The organism is Rothia similimucilaginosa (assembly GCF_029850875.1).
Classification (GTDB): Bacteria; Actinomycetota; Actinomycetes; order Actinomycetales; family Micrococcaceae; genus Rothia.
Genome location: NZ_JAOVAM010000001.1, coordinates 31226 through 49640 on the forward strand (window position 1 = coordinate 31226; position 18415 = coordinate 49640).

General features: G+C 59.4%; 14 protein-coding genes and 1 tRNA gene. 12 read left to right on the top strand and 3 right to left on the bottom strand.

Annotation, left to right across the window (positions count from 1 at the left end; translation table 11 throughout):
* Positions 1-325: 325 nt before the first annotated feature.
* Positions 326-2998 carry an aminopeptidase N gene (gene pepN / locus QFX05_RS00145; protein WP_279739867.1) on the bottom strand — a complete coding sequence of 891 codons (2673 nt, stop codon included), beginning with the start codon at positions 2996-2998 and terminating at the stop codon, positions 326-328.
* 222 nt (positions 2999-3220) lie between these two features.
* Here pepN and QFX05_RS00150 point away from each other — a divergent pair.
* Positions 3221-3306, top strand: a tRNA-Leu gene (locus tag QFX05_RS00150).
* A 281-nt stretch (positions 3307-3587) separates the two neighbouring features.
* Here the strand turns inward: QFX05_RS00150 and QFX05_RS00155 are convergent.
* Positions 3588-4673, bottom strand: coding sequence for a 2,3-butanediol dehydrogenase (locus QFX05_RS00155; protein ID WP_279739869.1), 1086 nt, complete (start codon positions 4671-4673; stop codon positions 3588-3590).
* A 339-nt stretch (positions 4674-5012) separates the two neighbouring features.
* Here QFX05_RS00155 and QFX05_RS00160 point away from each other — a divergent pair, with 339 nt between their 5' ends.
* The 6 genes from QFX05_RS00160 to QFX05_RS00185 all read left to right on the top strand — a co-directional run bounded on the left by QFX05_RS00160 (position 5013) and on the right by QFX05_RS00185 (position 11715).
* Positions 5013-6557, top strand: a complete 1545-nt coding sequence (locus QFX05_RS00160; RefSeq protein ID WP_279739871.1) for an amidohydrolase — start codon at positions 5013-5015, stop codon at positions 6555-6557.
* 275 nt (positions 6558-6832) lie between these two features.
* Positions 6833-7792, top strand: a complete 960-nt coding sequence (locus QFX05_RS00165) for an L-lactate dehydrogenase (protein ID WP_279739873.1) — start codon at positions 6833-6835, stop codon at positions 7790-7792.
* 374 nt (positions 7793-8166) lie between these two features.
* Entirely contained in the window at positions 8167-8439 is a 273-nt protein-coding gene (locus QFX05_RS00170) for a hypothetical protein (protein ID WP_279739874.1), read from the top strand.
* Between the two features lie 192 nt (positions 8440-8631).
* Complete coding sequence (gene recO, locus QFX05_RS00175; RefSeq protein ID WP_279739876.1) at positions 8632-9483, top strand: DNA repair protein RecO; 852 nt, start codon at positions 8632-8634, stop codon at positions 9481-9483.
* Between the two features lie 261 nt (positions 9484-9744).
* Positions 9745-10536 (top strand): isoprenyl transferase, encoded by a 792-nt coding sequence (locus tag QFX05_RS00180; RefSeq protein WP_279739878.1) that lies wholly within the window; start codon positions 9745-9747, stop codon positions 10534-10536.
* 90 nt (positions 10537-10626) lie between these two features.
* Positions 10627-11715 (top strand): quinone-dependent dihydroorotate dehydrogenase, encoded by a 1089-nt coding sequence (locus tag QFX05_RS00185; RefSeq protein ID WP_279739879.1) that lies wholly within the window; start codon positions 10627-10629, stop codon positions 11713-11715.
* A gap of 651 nt (positions 11716-12366) precedes the next feature.
* Here the strand turns inward: QFX05_RS00185 and QFX05_RS00190 are convergent.
* A complete protein-coding gene (locus tag QFX05_RS00190; protein WP_279739882.1) occupies positions 12367-12996 on the bottom strand; it encodes a DUF3043 domain-containing protein in 630 nt (209 codons plus the stop codon).
* A gap of 126 nt (positions 12997-13122) precedes the next feature.
* On the opposite strand from QFX05_RS00190, the gene QFX05_RS00195 reads away from it, so the two are divergent.
* The 5 genes from QFX05_RS00195 to QFX05_RS00215 all read left to right on the top strand — a co-directional run bounded on the left by QFX05_RS00195 (position 13123) and on the right by QFX05_RS00215 (position 18393).
* On the top strand, positions 13123-14517 hold the full coding sequence (locus QFX05_RS00195; protein ID WP_279739884.1) for a M20/M25/M40 family metallo-hydrolase: 1395 nt from the start codon (positions 13123-13125) through the stop codon (positions 14515-14517).
* A 290-nt stretch (positions 14518-14807) separates the two neighbouring features.
* On the top strand, positions 14808-15161 hold the full coding sequence (locus tag QFX05_RS00200; RefSeq protein WP_005506039.1) for a HesB/IscA family protein: 354 nt from the start codon (positions 14808-14810) through the stop codon (positions 15159-15161).
* Between the two features lie 109 nt (positions 15162-15270).
* Positions 15271-16341 carry an anthranilate phosphoribosyltransferase gene (gene trpD / locus QFX05_RS00205; protein ID WP_279739888.1) on the top strand — a complete coding sequence of 357 codons (1071 nt, stop codon included), beginning with the start codon at positions 15271-15273 and terminating at the stop codon, positions 16339-16341.
* A 529-nt stretch (positions 16342-16870) separates the two neighbouring features.
* Positions 16871-17320 (top strand): NfeD family protein, encoded by a 450-nt coding sequence (locus tag QFX05_RS00210; protein ID WP_279739890.1) that lies wholly within the window; start codon positions 16871-16873, stop codon positions 17318-17320.
* Between the two features lie 77 nt (positions 17321-17397).
* Positions 17398-18393, top strand: a complete 996-nt coding sequence (locus QFX05_RS00215) for an SPFH domain-containing protein (protein WP_279739892.1) — start codon at positions 17398-17400, stop codon at positions 18391-18393.
* Positions 18394-18415 lie beyond the last annotated feature (22 nt).

Below are 18415 nucleotides of genomic sequence, written 5' to 3' on the forward strand. Positions count from 1 at the left end.
TCTATTCTCTCATGCTTTCAGAGCGGACAGCTCACAAAAACGGGTGACATTTATCTGTCTTTTAGCACCGGGTGCATATAGTTTGGTGTTTGGGGGAATCAGTCCCGGTAACACTGGCTCACGTCAACGCACTAAAGAGCCGCGACCCCTCCGTGTGGACACTCCCAAAACAAAAATTTTGGCTGAGAAAGCCACGAAAAAGACCACCGCCCAAACACCACCCGGTTTACAACCGGGTAAGTGCCAAGCGGTGGTCTACATCAATTAGCCTGAGAGCCTCACAGGGCGGTCATAGCACCCCGCTCAGCTACTCAAACCATGCAACTTAGTCCTGTAGGGAAACGTTGAACTTCTGGGCCACAATTGAACGATGGCCGTGATCCTGCGCCTCTAGAACCAGACGACGCAGAGCCGAAGGAGCCTCTGGGTTCGCCTCCAACCAGCGCTGAGCCAGCGCGACGGAGGGGTTACCCTCAACACCCAGACCCTCGGTGGAGCCGGTGTTGTACGGAGCCTTCGGGTACAGGCCACGCACAATGCGGGTCGCCATACCAATTGAACGGGACGCCCAAAGGGGCAGCAGAGCCTCAAAGTAGGAGTCGTAGTAGGACTCACGCAGTTCAACCGGACCGCGAGCAAAACCGTTAATGGTCGAAGCCAGAGCGTCGTTCGACAGTGACTCATCTTCCATGATGGTCTTGTACGCGGCAGCCTTACGCTCAGCAGAGGGCAGGGCCGCAATCGCGTACGCGTAACCATTCGAAGAAATCGAGGAGGGGCTGTACTTAGCCGCACGGTCCAGATCCTCAACGGTCACCAGGTCGCGGCTTGCGAGCGCACCCAGTGCACTCCAACCCAGGTTCTGGTCGTAAGGAATGCCGGTTGCGTCAGCAATATCGCCGGTGGTGTCTTCGAAAGCACCGCGGGCAATATCGCGGCAGAGCTCTTCACCCTTGGTCGCGTTGGTGGAGACCGAAATCAGGGCGCGCAGCAGAATCAGCTGCTCGTCGGAGCCGGGCTTAGCCTGTGCCAGTGCTGCTGCGAATGAGTCGTAGAGAGCGTCGTAGAGGCGCTCGCGGCCGGTGGGTGCGGAGAAGGTTGCGATAGCGACCTGTGCGTTGTTGACCATGGTGCCCAGCAGGGATGCGCTCGGTTCCTTGGAGACGTTGCGTACGACTGCGTCGACGTAGGTGGTGACGGGCAGGCGTGCATCGCGCACGTTCTCCCAGAGGGAGCCCCAGATGAGGCCGCGGGAAAGTGCGGATTCGAGGGTGGAGACACCTTCGATAGCTGCCTGCAGGCCGTCTTCGTCGGTCAGGGCGACCTTGGCGTAGGTGTGGTCTTCTGCGTTGAGCATGAGCAGGTCAGCTTCACCAACGAGCTTCTTCTGCTCCTCGGTGAGCTCTACGCGGTGCTCGGAGACGGGCTCTGCCGGGTATTCGAGGGAGAGTAGGCCGGTGGAGGTGAGCTTGCCGTCGGTCAGCGCGAAGGTTTCCAGCTTTGCCACGTGGGGGCGGCCCAGACCTGCGGGCTGCTGTGCGGGCAGTTCCTGGGTGAGGATCAGGTCGGTGAGCCGACCGTCTTCGCCGTAGACGCGCTTGGTACCCAGTGCGGACACGCCGGAGGTCTGCAGCCATGCGTTAGCCCATGCCTGCATGTCGCGGCCGGACACCTCGTTGAGTACCTGCAGGAAGTCGTTCAGGGAGGTGTTGCCCCACTCGAAACGCTTGAAGTACACGCGTGCTGCTTCGATGAAGGTGTCGAAGCCGACGTAGGCAACTAGCTGCTTGAGCACGGATGCGCCCTTTGCGTAGGTGATGCCGTCGAAGTTCTGCGATGCTGCTTCCAGGTGGGGGATGTCAGCGACGATGGGGTGGGTGGTGGGCAGCTGGTCCTGCATGTATGCCCATGCCTTGCGGTTGTTCGCGAAGGTGACCCATGCGTCGTTGAAGTTGTTGGCTTCCTTAGCGCCGAGGGTGCCCATGAAGTCTGCGAAGGACTCCTTGAGCCACAGATCGTCCCACCACTTCATGGTGACGAGGTCGCCGAACCACATGTGTGCCATTTCGTGGCAGATGGTGTTGGTTCGGCCTTCGAGGTCGTCCTCAGTTGCGCCGGAGACGAAGATGTAATCTTCGGTGAAGGTGACCAGGCCGGGGTTCTCCATTGCGCCGATGTTGTATTCAGGTACGAATGCCTGCTCGTACTTGGGGTACGGGTAGGGGTAGTCGAAGAGGTCCTGGAAGAAGTCCAGGCCGTTTTCGGTGACCTTGAAGATGTGGTCGTAGTCGAAGTGCGGCTTGAGGGACTGGCGGCAGTATGCGACCAGGGGGATGTCACCGCTGTTGACTTTGCTCTTGGGCTTGTAGGTGGTGGTTGCGGTGAAGTATTCGCCGGCAACGATTGCGGTGATGTAGGTGGAGATCTTTGCGGTGGGGGAGAAGACTCGCTTGGTGATGGAGTCGTCGGCGGGGTCTACGACCTGGCTTTCGAGTACGCCGTTGGAGCTGACGACCCAGTCCTTGGGTGCGGTGATGCGGAAGTTGAAGACTGCCTTCAGGTCGGGCTGCTCGAAGTTCGGGAAGACTCGGCGGCAGTCGGAGGGCTCGTACTGGGTGTACAGGTAGACGCGACCGTCGGAGGGGTCGAAGTAGCGGTGCATACCTTCGCCGGAGCGGGAGTAGTAGGAGCGACCGTGGATGGTGAGCACGTTTTCTGCCTGCAGGTTGGGCAGGGTGATGCGTGCGCCGTCGACGACATCAGCCAGGGGTAGTTCGGTGCCGTTGAGCTTAACGGAGTCGACGCTGTGGTGGATGTAGTCGATGAAAGTTTCTGCGCCGGGGGTGTTGCAGGAGAATCGGACGGTGGTGACGGTAGGGTAGGACTCGAATTCGGGGTCCTTGGCATTAGTCAGGTCGACATGCACGTCGTAGGTGTCGACACTGATGAGAGCCGAACGTTCTGCGGCTTCTTCGCGGGAGAGGTTCTCATTATTCATGCTTTTTATTCTAGTCGTTATGACCGCAAATATGGCAGTTGAGTGGGCGTGCCGGTCATATTACTCGCGGTGCGAGAAGATCACCCAGGATGCGGGGAATCAATCAGCCCTGAATATGTGATATAGAACATGTTCATTCGATTTGCAGAGTATCCAGAAAGCCCGTATAGTATTACGTGTTGCTTCGAGCGGCACCGAAAGGAAAACGTTCGAAAGTCACCTGCGCGGGTGGCGGAATAGGCAGACGCGCTAGCTTGAGGTGCTAGTCCTCGTATTAGAGGGTGGGGGTTCAAGTCCCCCCTCGCGCACAGATAATCCCCGGTTCTTCGGAACCGGGGATTTTTGTATGTTTGGACAATTTCACCAGCAGTTTGCTGGCCTGCGCCTTTCGGGAAGACCTCGGCTGAAACCTTTCAGACTGAAAACTTTCGGGCTGCAAAAATAGGCGCAGAAACTTCTGGCACAAAGAAGCACTCAAAATATATCAGCGCGCAAAAAAGTAGTGGGGTGAGGCTCCTTGAAGGGAATCTCACCCCACACTAGCTACGCTAGGGAAGCTAGAAGAACAGCTATATCAGCTGAAACTGTATTACTCAGCCAGACGCTCCGGGTCAGTGGTGACCAGAATCTTCACAGCGGTCTCGTTGTGGTGGATCAGGGTGTCGAAGCCCTTGTCAATTAGGTCCTCCACGGCAATCTTGCCGGTGATGAAGGGCTTGAGGTTAATCTTGCCGGACTCAACGAGCTTAATGGTTTCCGGGTGGGAGTTCACGTATGCGATGGTGCCGCGGATATCGATTTCCTTGAGCACAATCTTCTGCACATCCAGGGAAGCGGGCTTGCCCCAAATGGAGACGATGACAACCTTGCCGGTCGGCTTAAGGGCATCCAGAATCAGATCCAGTGCGGGCTGAACGGAGGTGCACTCGAAGGCGATGTCAGTGCCACGGCCGTCGGTCAGCTTGTGAATCTCAGCCAGAACGTCGGTCTCTGCGGGGGAGAAAGCGTAGTCAGCAACACCGGAGTCCAGAGCCTTCTGGCGGCGCAGCGGGGACAATTCGGAGATGATGACCTTAGCGCCCTTAGCCTTCAGAACTGCGGAGGTTAGCAGACCGATGGGGCCAGCACCGGTGACCAGCGCGAATGCGCCCTCTTCGAACTCGCCTGCACGCTCAACAGCGTGGTAGCCAACGCTCAGGGGCTCAATCAGTGCAGCCTCGTCCAGGGGAATGTTATTAGGAATCTTGTGAACCCAGCGACGCTTGACGGCAACCTTCTCGGACAGACCACCACCGCGACCTGCCAGGCCGATGAAGTTCATGTCCTTAGACAGGTGGTAGTCCTTGGAATCGGGGCCGGTGTAGACATCATCGCGAATGATGTAGGGCTCGACAACAACGTGGTCGCCAACCTGCAGGTCGTCTACGCCTTCGCCCAGTGCTTCAACAACACCGGAGAATTCGTGACCGAGGGTGACGGGGGAGTCCTCGCCAGAAATGGGGTGGGGGTGACCGTGCTGGGGGCAGAAGATGGGGCCGTCCAGGTATTCGTGCAGGTCGGTACCGCAAATGCCGCACCAGGCGACCTTAACCAGAACCTCGCCCGCAGCGGCTTCGGGTGCGGGGATATCTTCAATGCGGATGTCGTGGCGGTCGTAGAAGCGTGCTGCCTTCATGGGATGGAGCTCCTTAGCGTGGTTGTGGCGCTCACCGCGGTGTGTGCATGCTGGTACGGTTCGCATCCATGGGTCTGTCACGGTATTGACAGAGGCCCAAACGACATGGTCTGGACCGGTTGTGAACTGTCCTGCCGGCATTCGCATCGCTAGCGCCGGATGGTGATGGGTGCGGCTGGATTGTCGCTCCCATGTGTTTAACGCTACTCCAATGAATCAAAGATTCATAGGATATATACAAATTTTCTTTTATGTGACAGATATTTCTTTTTGGATGTTTTCGACTCCATCACGCCTGACCATCTAGCGCCCGGCGAGCGCAGACGGTAGCGTGGAAGCATGACTGACACGAACGCACAGGGCACCGCCGCCCACACCCAGCCCACTTCTGACAGTTCCGGTCGAATGACACCGAACCGACCTGCCGCAATAACCCGCCACTATGATGCGCCCGATGCTGATTGCGTGCGCGGTAGCGAGTACTCCGAGATCCTTGCCCTTGAAACTGAGCAGTGTAAGCGTGCCGCTGAGCACCGCCACAAGCGTGGGCTTGCGCATCCTGAGCAGGAGCGTAGCCGCGGCGAGCGCCAGGGTCACGGAAAGGGGCGCGGTCACCGTCTTGATGAAGACAGTGGGCTGGCGCATATTCGCCGCGACCTGGCCGCATCTGTAGCCACTCGTGCGGATTCTTTGACCGCAATTCTCAAGGCGATTCACGCGCATCCTGAGACTGCCTACGAGGAGTATTTCGCATCCCGAACGCTCGTTGATGCGGTCCGCAAAGCGTACCCGAACCTCAGTATCGAGTACCCTGCCTTCGGCCTGGGTACCGCGTTCAAGGTGGAACTCACCAGTGCCGACTACGACCCCACCAAACATCGCACCATTGCGATTCTCTCCGAATATGATGCACTGCCTGGCATCGGCCACGGCTGCGGTCACAACGTTATTGCGGTATCCGGGCTGGGTGCTTTCCTCGCCCTGGTGGATGCGTTCGCCGCCGGCCCCGAGACATTCAGCGGTAGGGTCCTCTACTACGGCACGCCTGCCGAAGAGTCTGATGCCGGTAAGGAGCTGATGGCGCGCGCCGGCGCGTTTGAGCAGGTGGATGCCGCGATTATGGTGCACCCCTACTTTATGGATGTGGCCGATCAGGCGTGGTTGGGTCGCCGCGAATGTCGCGTGACCTATACGGGCGTAAGCGCGCACGCTTCCTCGCACCCGTTTATGGGTCGTAACGCCCTGGACGCGGCGAATCTGGCGTATCAGGGTTTGGGTTTGTTGCGTCAGCAGATTCCCGGTTCGGACCGTATCCACGCGATTATTGACCACGGTGGGGACGCGCCGAACCTGATTCCTGCCACCGCGAGCCTGCATATTAATATCCGTTCTAAGCATGCGCCGACTCTGCGTGCACTGTCGCGACGGGTTGAGGAGGTGCTGCGCGGTGCGGCGCTCATGGCTGGTGTGAGTGCGGAGGTGACCTGGGATCCTTCACCGATGACCATGCCGGTGCGTACGAACCGTCCGCTGTTGAAGCGTTGGGTTTCGGCTCAGCGTTCGGTGGGTCGCCACCCGTATCCACCCGGCACGGTTAGCGACACCTTGGCGGCTTCTACCGATTTTGGTAATGTGAGCCTGCGTGTGCCCGGCATTCACCCGCTGATTCAGATTGCTCCAGAGGGTACCGGTATGCATACGGTGGAGTTCGCGCAGTGTGCGGACACTCCGGCAGCGGTGGATGCTGCCCTGGATGCTGCGTTCGGTTTGGCTTCTGTGGCTTTGGATTTCCTGGTTGACGACGAGTTGGCGCAGGTGGTTCGTGCTGATTTTGAGGCTTCCGGCGGTGCCGTGGATGTAGAGGGCTACTTTAGCGGCATGTGAGCTTTCTCAAAAGGTCAGAACGTCATTATTTGGTTTTATGAGTGAAAAACACTCCTCATAGCCCATAAAGTCACCAGCACCTATCGAAAAAAGCAAAATAACCCAACACAAAACGCAGAATTTGCGGCATAATAGAACATAACGGAGCGAGCCCACCGGAGAAGAACGACCACCTAAGGAAATTCAACCCCGAGGCACACACCCGCTTCCCTATAAACCACGCGAGAATCCTCTCGCACCACACGGATAACTCTCACGAAAGAGGGCATACAGCAATGAACGGTGTCAACAACCCCACCAAGCTCGGCGTCATCGGTGCAGGCGGCGTCGGTAGCGCAACCGCATACGCAGCTATGGTCCGCGGCTCCGCAGACGAAATCGTCCTGTACGACATCGACGGCAAGCGCGCACACGCTGAAGCACTAGACATCGCACACGGCGCAATGTTCGCACACGAAGCAACCGTAACCGGTGGCGACGACATCGAACTGCTGCGCGACTGCGACATGGTCATCATCACCGCTGGTGCTCGCCAGAAGCCCGGCCAGCCCCGCCTCGAACTGGCAGGCGCAAACGTCGCAATCCTCGAGAAGCTACTGCCGAACATCCTGTCCGTAGCACCCAACGCAATCATCATGCTCGTCACTAACCCCTGTGACGTTCTCACCATTGTTGCCCAGAAGATTACCGGCCTGCCCGCAAACCGCGTGCTGTCCTCCGGTACCGTTCTGGACTCCTCCCGCCTGCGTTGGCTGATTGCTAACAAGGCTGGCGTCTCCATCAAGAGCGTTCACGCAAATGTGGTCGGTGAGCACGGCGACTCCGAGTTCCCCATCTGGTCCGCAGCAAACATCGGTATGGTTCCTCTCTCCGAGTGGGAGCAGGACGGCAAGCTCGTCTTCACAGAAGAGGTTCGTGCAGAACTGGCAACCGAAGCAATGCGCGCAGCATACAAGGTCATCGAGGGCAAGGGCTCCACTAACTACGCAATCGGTATCTCCGGTGCACGTATCGCTGAGGCATTCCTCGGCGGCCAGAACGCAGTCCTGCCCGTCTCCACCACCATTGCTGGCGAGCTGTACGGCTTCAAGGACGTTGCACTGTCCCTGCCCACCATCGTGAACCGTGAGGGCATCCAGCGCGTGCTTGAGGTCCCCATGAACGATGCTGAGCTGGCACAGCTGAAGGCATCCGCTGAGGCAATCCGCGCATCCGCAGCTTCCCTCGGTTTCTAATCTTGGCTTCTAAAAACCCCGGCTTCTCATTCTTTCGGGTTCATGACCCGTAAGAAGCAAACATTCAGTAGGCGCAGCGTCAAGCTGAGCTAACCGACAGAAGAACCCGCCGCACCCGACACCTGCTCCTTTGAGGAGTGGGGAGCTGGGGGCGGCGGGTTCGCTGTGGCTGTAAGGTTTTTTATGCGGGGCTTGATGTACCGCGTGCTGCTTGGCTTGACCAACCTAGGCTTACCGTTCTGGCTTTGGTGTTCTCTTCACGGCACCGAATTTACCCGCTGATTTACCTGCCGTGACCGTTCATAGTTCCGCATTTAAATCGCCGTATGACCGCCCGGCGCACACCATAGGCGCGTAGGTAGTAGAATAATGGCATGAGCATTGATCCTCGCACCGAACTCACCCGCCTCCTTGACGCGCTGGAGGCGCACCTGACCGCCGTCGTAAACCGAACCGGCGAACACGACCCCGCCGTCGATGAGGCGTACGTAGAAATCGCCAACGCCTTCGAAGCCTACGAAGATGCCCTCTTCGAAGCTCACAACGAGGTCACCCCCTTGAGTGTCTACGGTGACGAAGACGACCTGGAAGAAATCCTCGATGACGAAGAAGATGAAGACGACGACGATATCGAGTACGAAGACTAAATAGCGCCTCGCCCATACGTTACGGACCGACCCCTGACCGGTACCCCCTACGCGGGGTAATACGGCAGGGGTCGAACCGTACCCGCAACACCCGCGCAGCGCCTACTGAGAGCCCCCCCCCGCCGAAACCCCCCCCGCCGAAACCCCCCCCGCCTAATACCCACCGAGCATGCACCGAGAACGGAGAAACCCGTGAGCGAACCCCGCACCTGGCGCGACGCCGCCCTCATCCTCCGCACCCAAAAACTCGGCGAAACCGACCGCATCATCATCATGCTCACCCGCGACGGCGGAATCACCCACGCCGTCGCCAAAGCCGTACGCAAACCCACCTCCAAGTTCGGTGGACGACTCGAACCGTTCATGCACACCGACCTGTCCTTCAGCCGCGGCCGCACCAACCTGCACACCATCACCCAGGCGGTAACCCTGCACGCCTACACCGCACCGATCATGGCGAACTACGATGCGTACACATGCGCCTCTACCATCGCCGAACTGGCGGAAGCACTCACCAAAGATACCGACAGCACCGCCGACATCTACACCCTGACCCACGGGGCGCTTGCCGCGCTCGCGCACGGCCAACATGTACCGCAGAGGATTCTGACCCGCTACCTGGCGCGCAGCATGAACGCCGCCGGCTGGCCGCTCATCGGTGAAAACTGCACCCGATGCGGCACCCCGCTCGTGAACGCAGATTACCCGGGCGATAACCGAGCAGACAGTAGCACCCCCGGTACTACAAGCGGAAGCGGCAGGTACATAGCCTTCCACACCGCCCACACCTACGGGCACCACACGGTCCTATGCCCCCAATGCGCACCCGCCACCGACACACCCCTAACCGGCCTGCGTGCCGAAGAGCTCGGCTATGCGCTCGCCACCGCATCGGCGGATCCGCGCGCCTGGGCGACGATTGACACCGCACCCGTGCCGGTTGCCTCCAAAGTTCTGGGACTCTACCTGAAAACCACCCAGAACCTGCTTGAACACCCCCTCAAAACGGCGAGCGCCCTCGAAGCGGAGATCCCTGCACCGTAAAACCGGGGCAGTAAAAATTGGCTCAGTAAAGACCGGTCGGCATAGCAAAGACCCGCCAGAACCCACCCGGAACAGTCGGCACAGCGCAGATGCACATGGGTGCGTCAAACATGGGTCAACCAGGACGCAAAATAACCCCCGAAGCACCCGCCCATGCGCGCTGTGTCACGGTAAAATAGCTAACAGCACACCAGGTTTATATCTGGCGCATATCTAGGCAAACGACCCCGGGGGAGAACCCGCCAGGGAAGAAAGGCACACATGGCACGCACCCAGCCCGTACCCCCGCCGGCACACCCCACCGGGGCAACCCCGCCGCCGATTCCGAAGAAGTTCATTCCGCAGCATGTTGCTGTTGTCATGGACGGTAACGGACGCTGGGCGAACGAACGCGGCCTACCTCGCACCGAGGGCCACCGCACCGGTGAGGCGGCACTGCTGGACGTCGTTGCGGGCGCTATCGAAATGGGTATCCCGTACGTGACCGCCTACGCGTTCTCCACCGAAAACTGGAAGCGCTCACCCAGCGAAGTTGCGTTCATCATGCGTTTCTCCACCGAGGTGCTGCAGCGTCAGCTGGCAACCCTCAAGACCTGGGGTGTGCGCATCCGCTGGGCTGGCCGCCGACCCAAGCTGTGGAAGAACGTCATCGAAGAGCTCGAACACTGCGAGCGTGAAACCATCGATAACACCGTCTGCACCCTCACCATGTGCGTGAACTACGGCGGCCGCGCAGAAATCGCCGATGCGGCGGCAGCTATCGCGGCGGACGCAGTGGCGGGCAAGCTCAAGCCCGGTAATATTACCGAAAAGACCATCCAGAAATACCTGGACGAGCCTGACCTGCCCGACGTTGACCTGTTCCTGCGTTCCTCCGGTGAGCAGCGCATCTCGAACTTTTTGCTCTGGCAGAGCGCCTACGCCGAGATGATTTTCATGAACGTGCTCTGGCCCGACGTTGACCGCCGCACCCTCTGGGAAGCTGTCGAAGAGTACGCGCGCCGCGACCGCCGCTACGGTGGCGCTGTCGACGCCGTCGCCAACGACAAGTAACCCCCAGGCATACAAACCGGCATACAGACCCGGCACGCCCGGCTCATAGCCCCATAAACCACCCACACCCTCCAACACTAGGGAGAACAAATGCGCATCTACCCGACCTTCTTCAACATCTTCTTCAAAGGCATGGACCCCGAGAAGGCACACCACGTCGGCTTCTGGGGCGTTCAGACCCTGCGCAACGTCGGCATCACCCGCGCGCTGCGCAAGTACTTCCAGCCCGCACCCGAACTGGCAACCACCATCATGGGCATTACTTTCCCCTCGCCGTTCGGTCTGGCTGCAGGCTTCGACAAGGGCGGTAAGGGCATTGCCGCGCTGGCTGGTATCGGCTTCGGCCACGTCGAGATCGGTACCATCACCGGTCAGGCACAGCCCGGCAACCCGCAGCCGCGCCTCTTCCGCCTCGTGGAAGATAAGGCGGTCATCAACCGCATGGGATTCAACAACGACGGTGCCCCAGCGGCAGGCCCGCGCGTAGCCGCCGCCCGCGCAGACCTCGAAACCGAATACCGCGGCGCCGTACGCCCCGTCATTGGTGTGAACATCGGCAAGACCAAGGTCGTCGAGCTCGATAACGCTATCGAGGACTACCTGATTTCTACCCGCACCCTGGCACCGCAGGCAGACTACCTGGTCGTGAACGTCTCCTCCCCGAACACTCCGGGTCTGCGCACCCTGCAGGCTATCGAGTCGCTGCGCCCGCTGCTTGCCGCCGTGCGTGAAGAGGCAGACCGCGTATGCCCCAACCGCCACGTACCGCTGACCGTGAAGATCGCGCCGGACCTGGTCGATGAGGACGTTATCGAGGTGGCAACCCTTGCGAAGGAACTGAAGCTGGACGGCATCATCGCCACCAACACCACCATCGCCCGCGACGGCCTGGGCCTGACCAGCGACATGACCAAGGTCAAGGAAATCGGTGCCGGCGGCCTCTCCGGTGCGCCGCTGAAGCCCCGCTCCCTGGAGGTGCTGCGCCTGCTCAAGCGTGAAATCGGCGACGACCTCGCCATCATCTCCGTTGGTGGCGTGACCACCGCCGAGGATGTGCAGGAGCGCCTGAACGCTGGCGCTGACCTGGTGCAGGGCTACACCGCGTTCCTGTATGAGGGGCCGCTCTGGGCGGCACACATTAACCGTGGCCTGGTGAAGCTGCGCCGCGCTCGCCGCTAAAAGGTTTACAGGCAGGGGGCTTTTTGCTCCCCGTGTGCTGATTCGGCGTGCTGAAAAGGGGGCACCGTTCTCTACCCGTTGGGGTGGAGGCGGTGCCCCCTTTTGTATGCCCACTATTCCGCCGATAGCACGCATAGTTATTTGACGTATAAAGCATTGAATTGTCGCGCCTGCTGGGTAGCGGCGCACTCGTGGGCCTTGGCGCCTTGCTCGCGGTGTGTGGCCAGAAGGCGAATAATGAGGCGGCAGCCACCGCCTCCGCCGCGCCTAGTGAGTCGGCTTCAGCATCTGAGCCGCCTTCGGCGAGTGCCACCCCGTCTACTGTCTGCTGCTACTCGGGCGGCTCAAAGGCACCGGATGGGGAGTACCGCCCTACTGATTCGAAGGGACCGCCCAGAATGACCCCAAGCCTGAGGCACCGGAATAGGGATATCGAGATAAGTCGATTTTCGGCTTGGAAGACGATTCGCGCTTGGGTCTTGAATGAAAATTACTCAATTCAAACTGGAGACTATACGGAAACCTTCAAAGAAGTAGCTTCTCGAAACACATGTGGCTTCTCACGCAAGAACATAAAATAAGAACACAAAAATAGGGGAGAGGCCTGAACCTTCAGGACCTCTCCCCAAGCACCTATAAGGCACTAACGACTTAGTGCGGGTACTCGCCGTACTTCACCATCGGAACCGGGCGGCGCATACGACGAATCATCATCACACGGTTAAACGCATACATGCCAGAACCGCGCTGAACCTCGCCGAACTTCGCAATCAACTTCTTCTTCAGGCTACGCCACAAAATAAAGTAGTCAACAACCCACAGAATCATCAGCGCATACATTGCGTACACGGAACCGTAATAGATCGTTGCACCAACGCTAGACGTACCAGCCACGCCCTGAGCAATCCAGCCACCAATAAGCAGAACCAGCAGAATAGCCAACATAAAATCGCCAAGGTTACGACGCGCATCCACATAATCACGGATATAACGGCGCTGCGAACCACGGTCCACAGCGGGCAGGTAACGCTGATCGCCACCCATCAACGCATCATTCTGACGCTCACGAGCCTTCGCCATCGCCTCACGTTCACGCGCCTTCGCCTCCTTACGGTCATTAACAACCAGAGGCTGACGACGAGCCGCCTGCTGCTCCTTACGCGAAGGAGTAGGACGGCCCTTCTTCGGGGTGAACTTCGGATTAACCGGAGCCTGAGGCTCCTCTACAACCTGCGGCTGAACAGCTTCCGCTTCAGCATTCTCTTTCTTACGACCAAACACCCTCCCATCATACCCGAACGGCACACACCAAACCCGCCCCCACAAGCCCACACCAGCAACTGAAACGAACCCAACCACCCGGCGGTTGGGGCCAAGACAGGGCCAAGGTGGGGGTAAGGTAGAAATATGACTACTGAATTCACCCACCACAGCGCCCTGAGCGACGCCGTCACCAAAAACTTCGAAGCAAACCTGCAGACCCTCACCGAGCTCGTCGCCATTCCCTCCATCGCCTGGGAATCGCACGACCTCACCCAAGTAGACCGCAGCGCCGAAGCAGTCGCCGCGCTCGCAACCAAGGCAGGCTTCGACAACGTACGCATCGAACGCGCCACCTACACCACCGCAGACGGCACCGAAAAGCAGGGCATGCCCGCCGTCATCGCCTCCCGCCCCGCCGCAGAAGGCTACCCGACCATCCTGCTCTACGCCCACCACGACGTGCAGCCCGCCGGCGACCTCGAGCTGTGGGACACCGACCCCTTCGTCGCAACCCGCAAGGGCGACCGACTTTACGGCCGCGGCGCAGCAGACGACAAGGCAGGCATCCTCGTGCACCTCGCCGCGCTCGCAGCCCTCAACGAAACTCTCGGCGAAGACTTCAAGCTCGGCGTGAAGCTCTTCATTGAGGGTGAAGAAGAGGCAGGCTCGCCCTCCTTCGTCTCCTTCCTCAACACCTACCGTGAAGAACTGTCCGCCGACTACATTGTGGTTGCAGACTCCGCCAACTGGCGTGCCGGCGTACCCGCACTGACCACCAGCCTACGCGGCGTCGCATCCGGCGACATCGAAGTACGCGTCGGTAGCCACGCCATCCACTCCGGCATGTTCGGCGGCCCCATGCTCGACGCCCACACCCTCATGGCACAGCTCATCGCCACACTGCACGACGCCACCGGCGCCGTAGCCGTCGAAGGCCTACACCGCGCCCCCGAACCCGAACTCGAATACGCCGAAGCAGACTTCCGCAACGACTCCGGAATCCTTGACACCGTACCCCTGGCAGGCACCGGTAGCGTTGCCTCCCGACTGTGGACCCAGCCGGCAATCTCCGTCATCGGCATGGACATCCCCTCCATCGCAACCTCCTCCAACACCCTCGCCGTCGTATCCCGCGCACGCATCAGCACCCGCCTAGCACCCGGTGACAACCCCGAAAACGCACACCGCGCACTCGCCGAACACATCAAGGCACACGCACCCCACGGCGCACAGGCGAAATACACCGCCGTTGACTCCGGCATGCCCTTCGCCACCGAAGTCGACGCAGACGGCGCACAGACCGCCCTCGACGCAATGCGCGCCGCATGGGACATCGAACCCGTACAGACCGGCATGGGCGGCTCCATCCCGTTCATCTCCGATCTGAAGGACATCTTCCCGCAGGCACAAATCCTCGTCACCGGCGTAGAAGACCCCGACACCCGCGCACACAGCGCCAACGAGTCCCTCTACATCCCGGACTTCAAGAACGCAATCCTCGCGGAGGCGCTACTGCTCAGCGCACTCGGCGCCCGCTAAACGCGCCCGCTAACCAGTACCCACTCGGATAGAAAGTTTCAGGAAGCGCGGGGGAGAAACAGCCACAAAAAGTGGGGGAGAAGGGTCACACACCCCAACCCCCACTTTTTCGGTATTCTAGAAGCAGAATTACATGTCAAACCCCCACACCAACACTCACGCCCCCGGCGAACTATGCACACCCTAGGTTGTACATCAAACACCCGGGCGCGTATCGTGAAGGCTAAAACGCCCACACGCACCCACACGCGGCGCACATGGGCAACCAACCAAACAAAAGGACAACACCAATGAGTGAAACCACCACCGAACTGCCGACCCACGGCGTCAACCTCACCGAAGTAGCACAGACTAAGGTCCGCACCCTGCTCGAACAGGAAGGCCGCACTGACCTGCGCCTGCGCATCGCCGTCCAGCCCGGCGGCTGCTCCGGCCTCATCTACCAGCTCTACTTCGACGAGCGCGTCCTCGACGGCGACGCAGTCCGCAACTTCGACGGTGTAGAAGTCATCGTCGACAAGATGAGCGCACCCTACCTCGACGGCTCCACCATCGACTTCGAAGACACCATCGAAAAGCAGGGCTTCTCCATCGACAACCCCAACGCAGCAGGCTCCTGCGCATGCGGTGACTCCTTCCACTAAACCGAAGGCACCCACCCGCGCCACTAAAGCGCAACACGCCTAACAAACCCCCGTCTCGCATACTGCGACCAACCATGCAGATACGCGGCGGGGGTTTTACACTTAACACATGACTACGCACGAAATCACCTGGAAATACATCCTCAACCAGCTCGTCAAACACCAAAACCTCACCGACACCGAAGTCGCCTGGGCAATGGACCAAATCATGACCGGCCAAACCGAACAGCCGATCCTCGCATCCTTCCTCACCGCCCTCCACTCCAAAGGCGAAACCCCCGAAGAACTCGGCGCACTCGCAGCCGGCATGATTGCCAAAGCCGAAACCGTCGACATCGACCCCCACGCCGTAGACATCGTCGGCACCGGCGGCGACCAGCAAAACACCGTCAACATCTCCACCATGGCAGCCCTCGTCATCGCAGGCACCGGCGCCACCGTCGTCAAGCACGGCAACCGTGCATCCACCTCCAAATCCGGCTCCGCAGACGTCCTCGAAGCCCTCGGAATCCGCCTCGACATGCCCATTCCCGCAGTCGCCGAATGCGCTCGCGAGACCGGCATCACGTTCCTGTTTGCGATGACCTTCCACCCGGCAATGCGCCACGTGGGCCCGACTCGCCGCCTGCTGGGCATTCCGACCGCTTTCAACTACCTGGGTCCCATGACGAACCCGGCTCGCGTGAAGTCCTCAGCTATCGGTGTTGCTAACCCGGTCATGGCTGAGAAGATGGCTCACGTCTTCGCGGAGCGCGGAGATCACGCCCTGATTTTCCGTGGTGATGACGGCCTGGATGAGCTGACCATCGCCACCACGAGCTGCCTGTGGGAGGCCGTAGACGGTGAACTGACCGAGTACCGTTTTGATCCGACCGAATATGGTCTGCAGAACGCACCGCTGGAGCAGTTGCGTGGCGGCGACGCCGAGTACAACGCGGGCGTTTTCCGTGCAATTTTGGCGGGGGAGGGCGAGGCCCCGAAGAGCCCGCTGCGTGCCATTCACGATGCTGTGATGATGAACGCTGCCGCTGGCCTGGTCGCGTACCGCCCGACCAACGGCGAAAGCTTTGAGGCCCGCTTCACGCAGGCTTTGGCTGATGCACGCGAATCTATTGCATCCGGTGCAGCAGAGCGCGTGCTCAATGCCTGGGTAGAGTTCAGCTCCAAGCATGCAGAATAAAGAAGCCTAGTAGCTGATGATAGGCACCCGAGATGGGGCGCACTGAATGGTGTGAGCTTGTCTCGGGTGTTTGTCGTTTAACGGGACGTACTGAGGAGTCAGAGGTTCGGAGCATGTGAGCGTACGGCTAGTTGAGGTGGGCTGAGCGCAGAGAAAGATGCGAGGGGCGCGGATCCCGAATGGAACAGTGCAGTCGCAACAGTTGCATTATCAGGAGCCCCGGTTTGGTCCGTGCCAGCTAGAGCGTATAAACCATCCGTGGGCAGCCGGTGGGGTAGTGAAAAATAGGTTTACTTTACATAATGTATATTATCGGCTTTTTAGGGAGGTCTAGAATGAACCCAAGATTCCCCGTATCTAAATAAAGTCTTAACAGTTCATGTATTAACCTTACCCGGTCACCAGAACCGTCGACAGTACTCAATCCACCTGGAATAATGGATATACCCCGCATCACGAAGGTGTTCTTGCCTCGTGTACAGATTTAGTGTCAACCACGCCGGTTGATGTACATCAAAGGAGAAAACTCGTGGATTGGCTTTTTGGGACACCCTGGACACTTTGGGTCGCACTCGCACTCGTTTTCGCCGTTATAGAAATGCTCAGCCTCGACCTGTTCTTTCTCATGCTGGCAATTAGTGCAGGCGTCACTGCAGCAATATCACCCTTCGTGGATAACATGTTGATTCGAACCGTTATTTTCGTGGTGACCTGCCTGATTCTGGTTCTTGGTCTGCGCCCGCCGCTGCTGAAAAAACTTAATAAAACAGCCACCGGAGCTGTCACTAATGCCGAAGCACTCATTGGTTCTGAGGTGCGCGTCACTCAAGACGTGACTAGTGAAACCGGCTTGGTGGTACTATCGGGCGACACTTGGACGGCGCGCACCGCCTCCGGAACGCTTGTTGCAGGATCACACGCGAGGGTGCGAGCCATCGAGGGTGCTACTGCAATCGTAGAGCCTCTCCCCTACGCTTAAGACCCATCTGAATACCGGCTCTAGAAGCAGGTTCAGATACAAAAACACACCATATAACTCACCCATAAGGAGAAGCAATGCCTATCAGCCTTATTTTGACAGTCCTACTCATTCTCTTTGTACTGACGATGCTCGCAAAGACCGTGCGCGTTATCCCGCAGGGACGAGCCGGCATCGTCGAACGACTGGGTAAGTTCCACGCCGTTCTCAACCCCGGCCTGCACATCGTCATCCCCGTGATTGACCGTGTGCTGCCCCTGATTGACCTGCGTGAACAGGTCGTTTCCTTCCCCTCGCAGTCTGTGATCACCGAAGATAACCTCGTGGTCGGCATCGACACCGTCGTGTACTTCCAGGTCACCGACCCCCGCTCGGCGACCTACGAAATTACCAACTACATTCGCGCCGTGGATGAACTGACCAGCGCAACTCTGCGTAATGTCGTCGGTGGCCTGAACCTGGAGCAGACCCTCACCTCCCGCGACCAGATCAACGCGGAGCTGCGAGGGGTACTCGACTCAACCACCGGACGCTGGGGCCTGCGCGTCTCCCGCGTGGATATCAAGGAAATCCAGCCCCCGGCATCCATTCAGGACTCCATGGAGAAGCAGATGCGTGCAGAGCGTGACCGCCGCGCCGCAATCCTCACCGCAGAAGGCCAGAAGCAGTCCGACATTCTGACCGCAGAGGGCGAATCCCGCGCAGCCATCCTGCGTGCAGAGGGTGAAAAACAGGCACAGATCCTTCGTGCAGAAGGTGACGCACAGTCCGCAATCCTGCGGGCAAACGGTGAAGCAGAAGCCGTGCAGAAGGTCTTCGCGGCAATCCACGAATCCAACCCCAGCCAGCAGTTGCTCACCTACCAGTACCTGCAGACCCTGCCCAAGCTCGCCGAAGGTGACGCCAACAAGCTCTGGTTCATCCCGACCGAACTCGGCGATGCACTGCGCGGTCTGGGCAACGCATTTGGCACCCTGCCCGCATCCGACCTGGCAGGCGCACCGAAGAAGCCTGCAGCGGCGGCACCCAAGAGCGCACCGCAGGCATCCGGAAGCTACGGCATCAACAGCTAAACGCGAAATCTAACGCATAAAA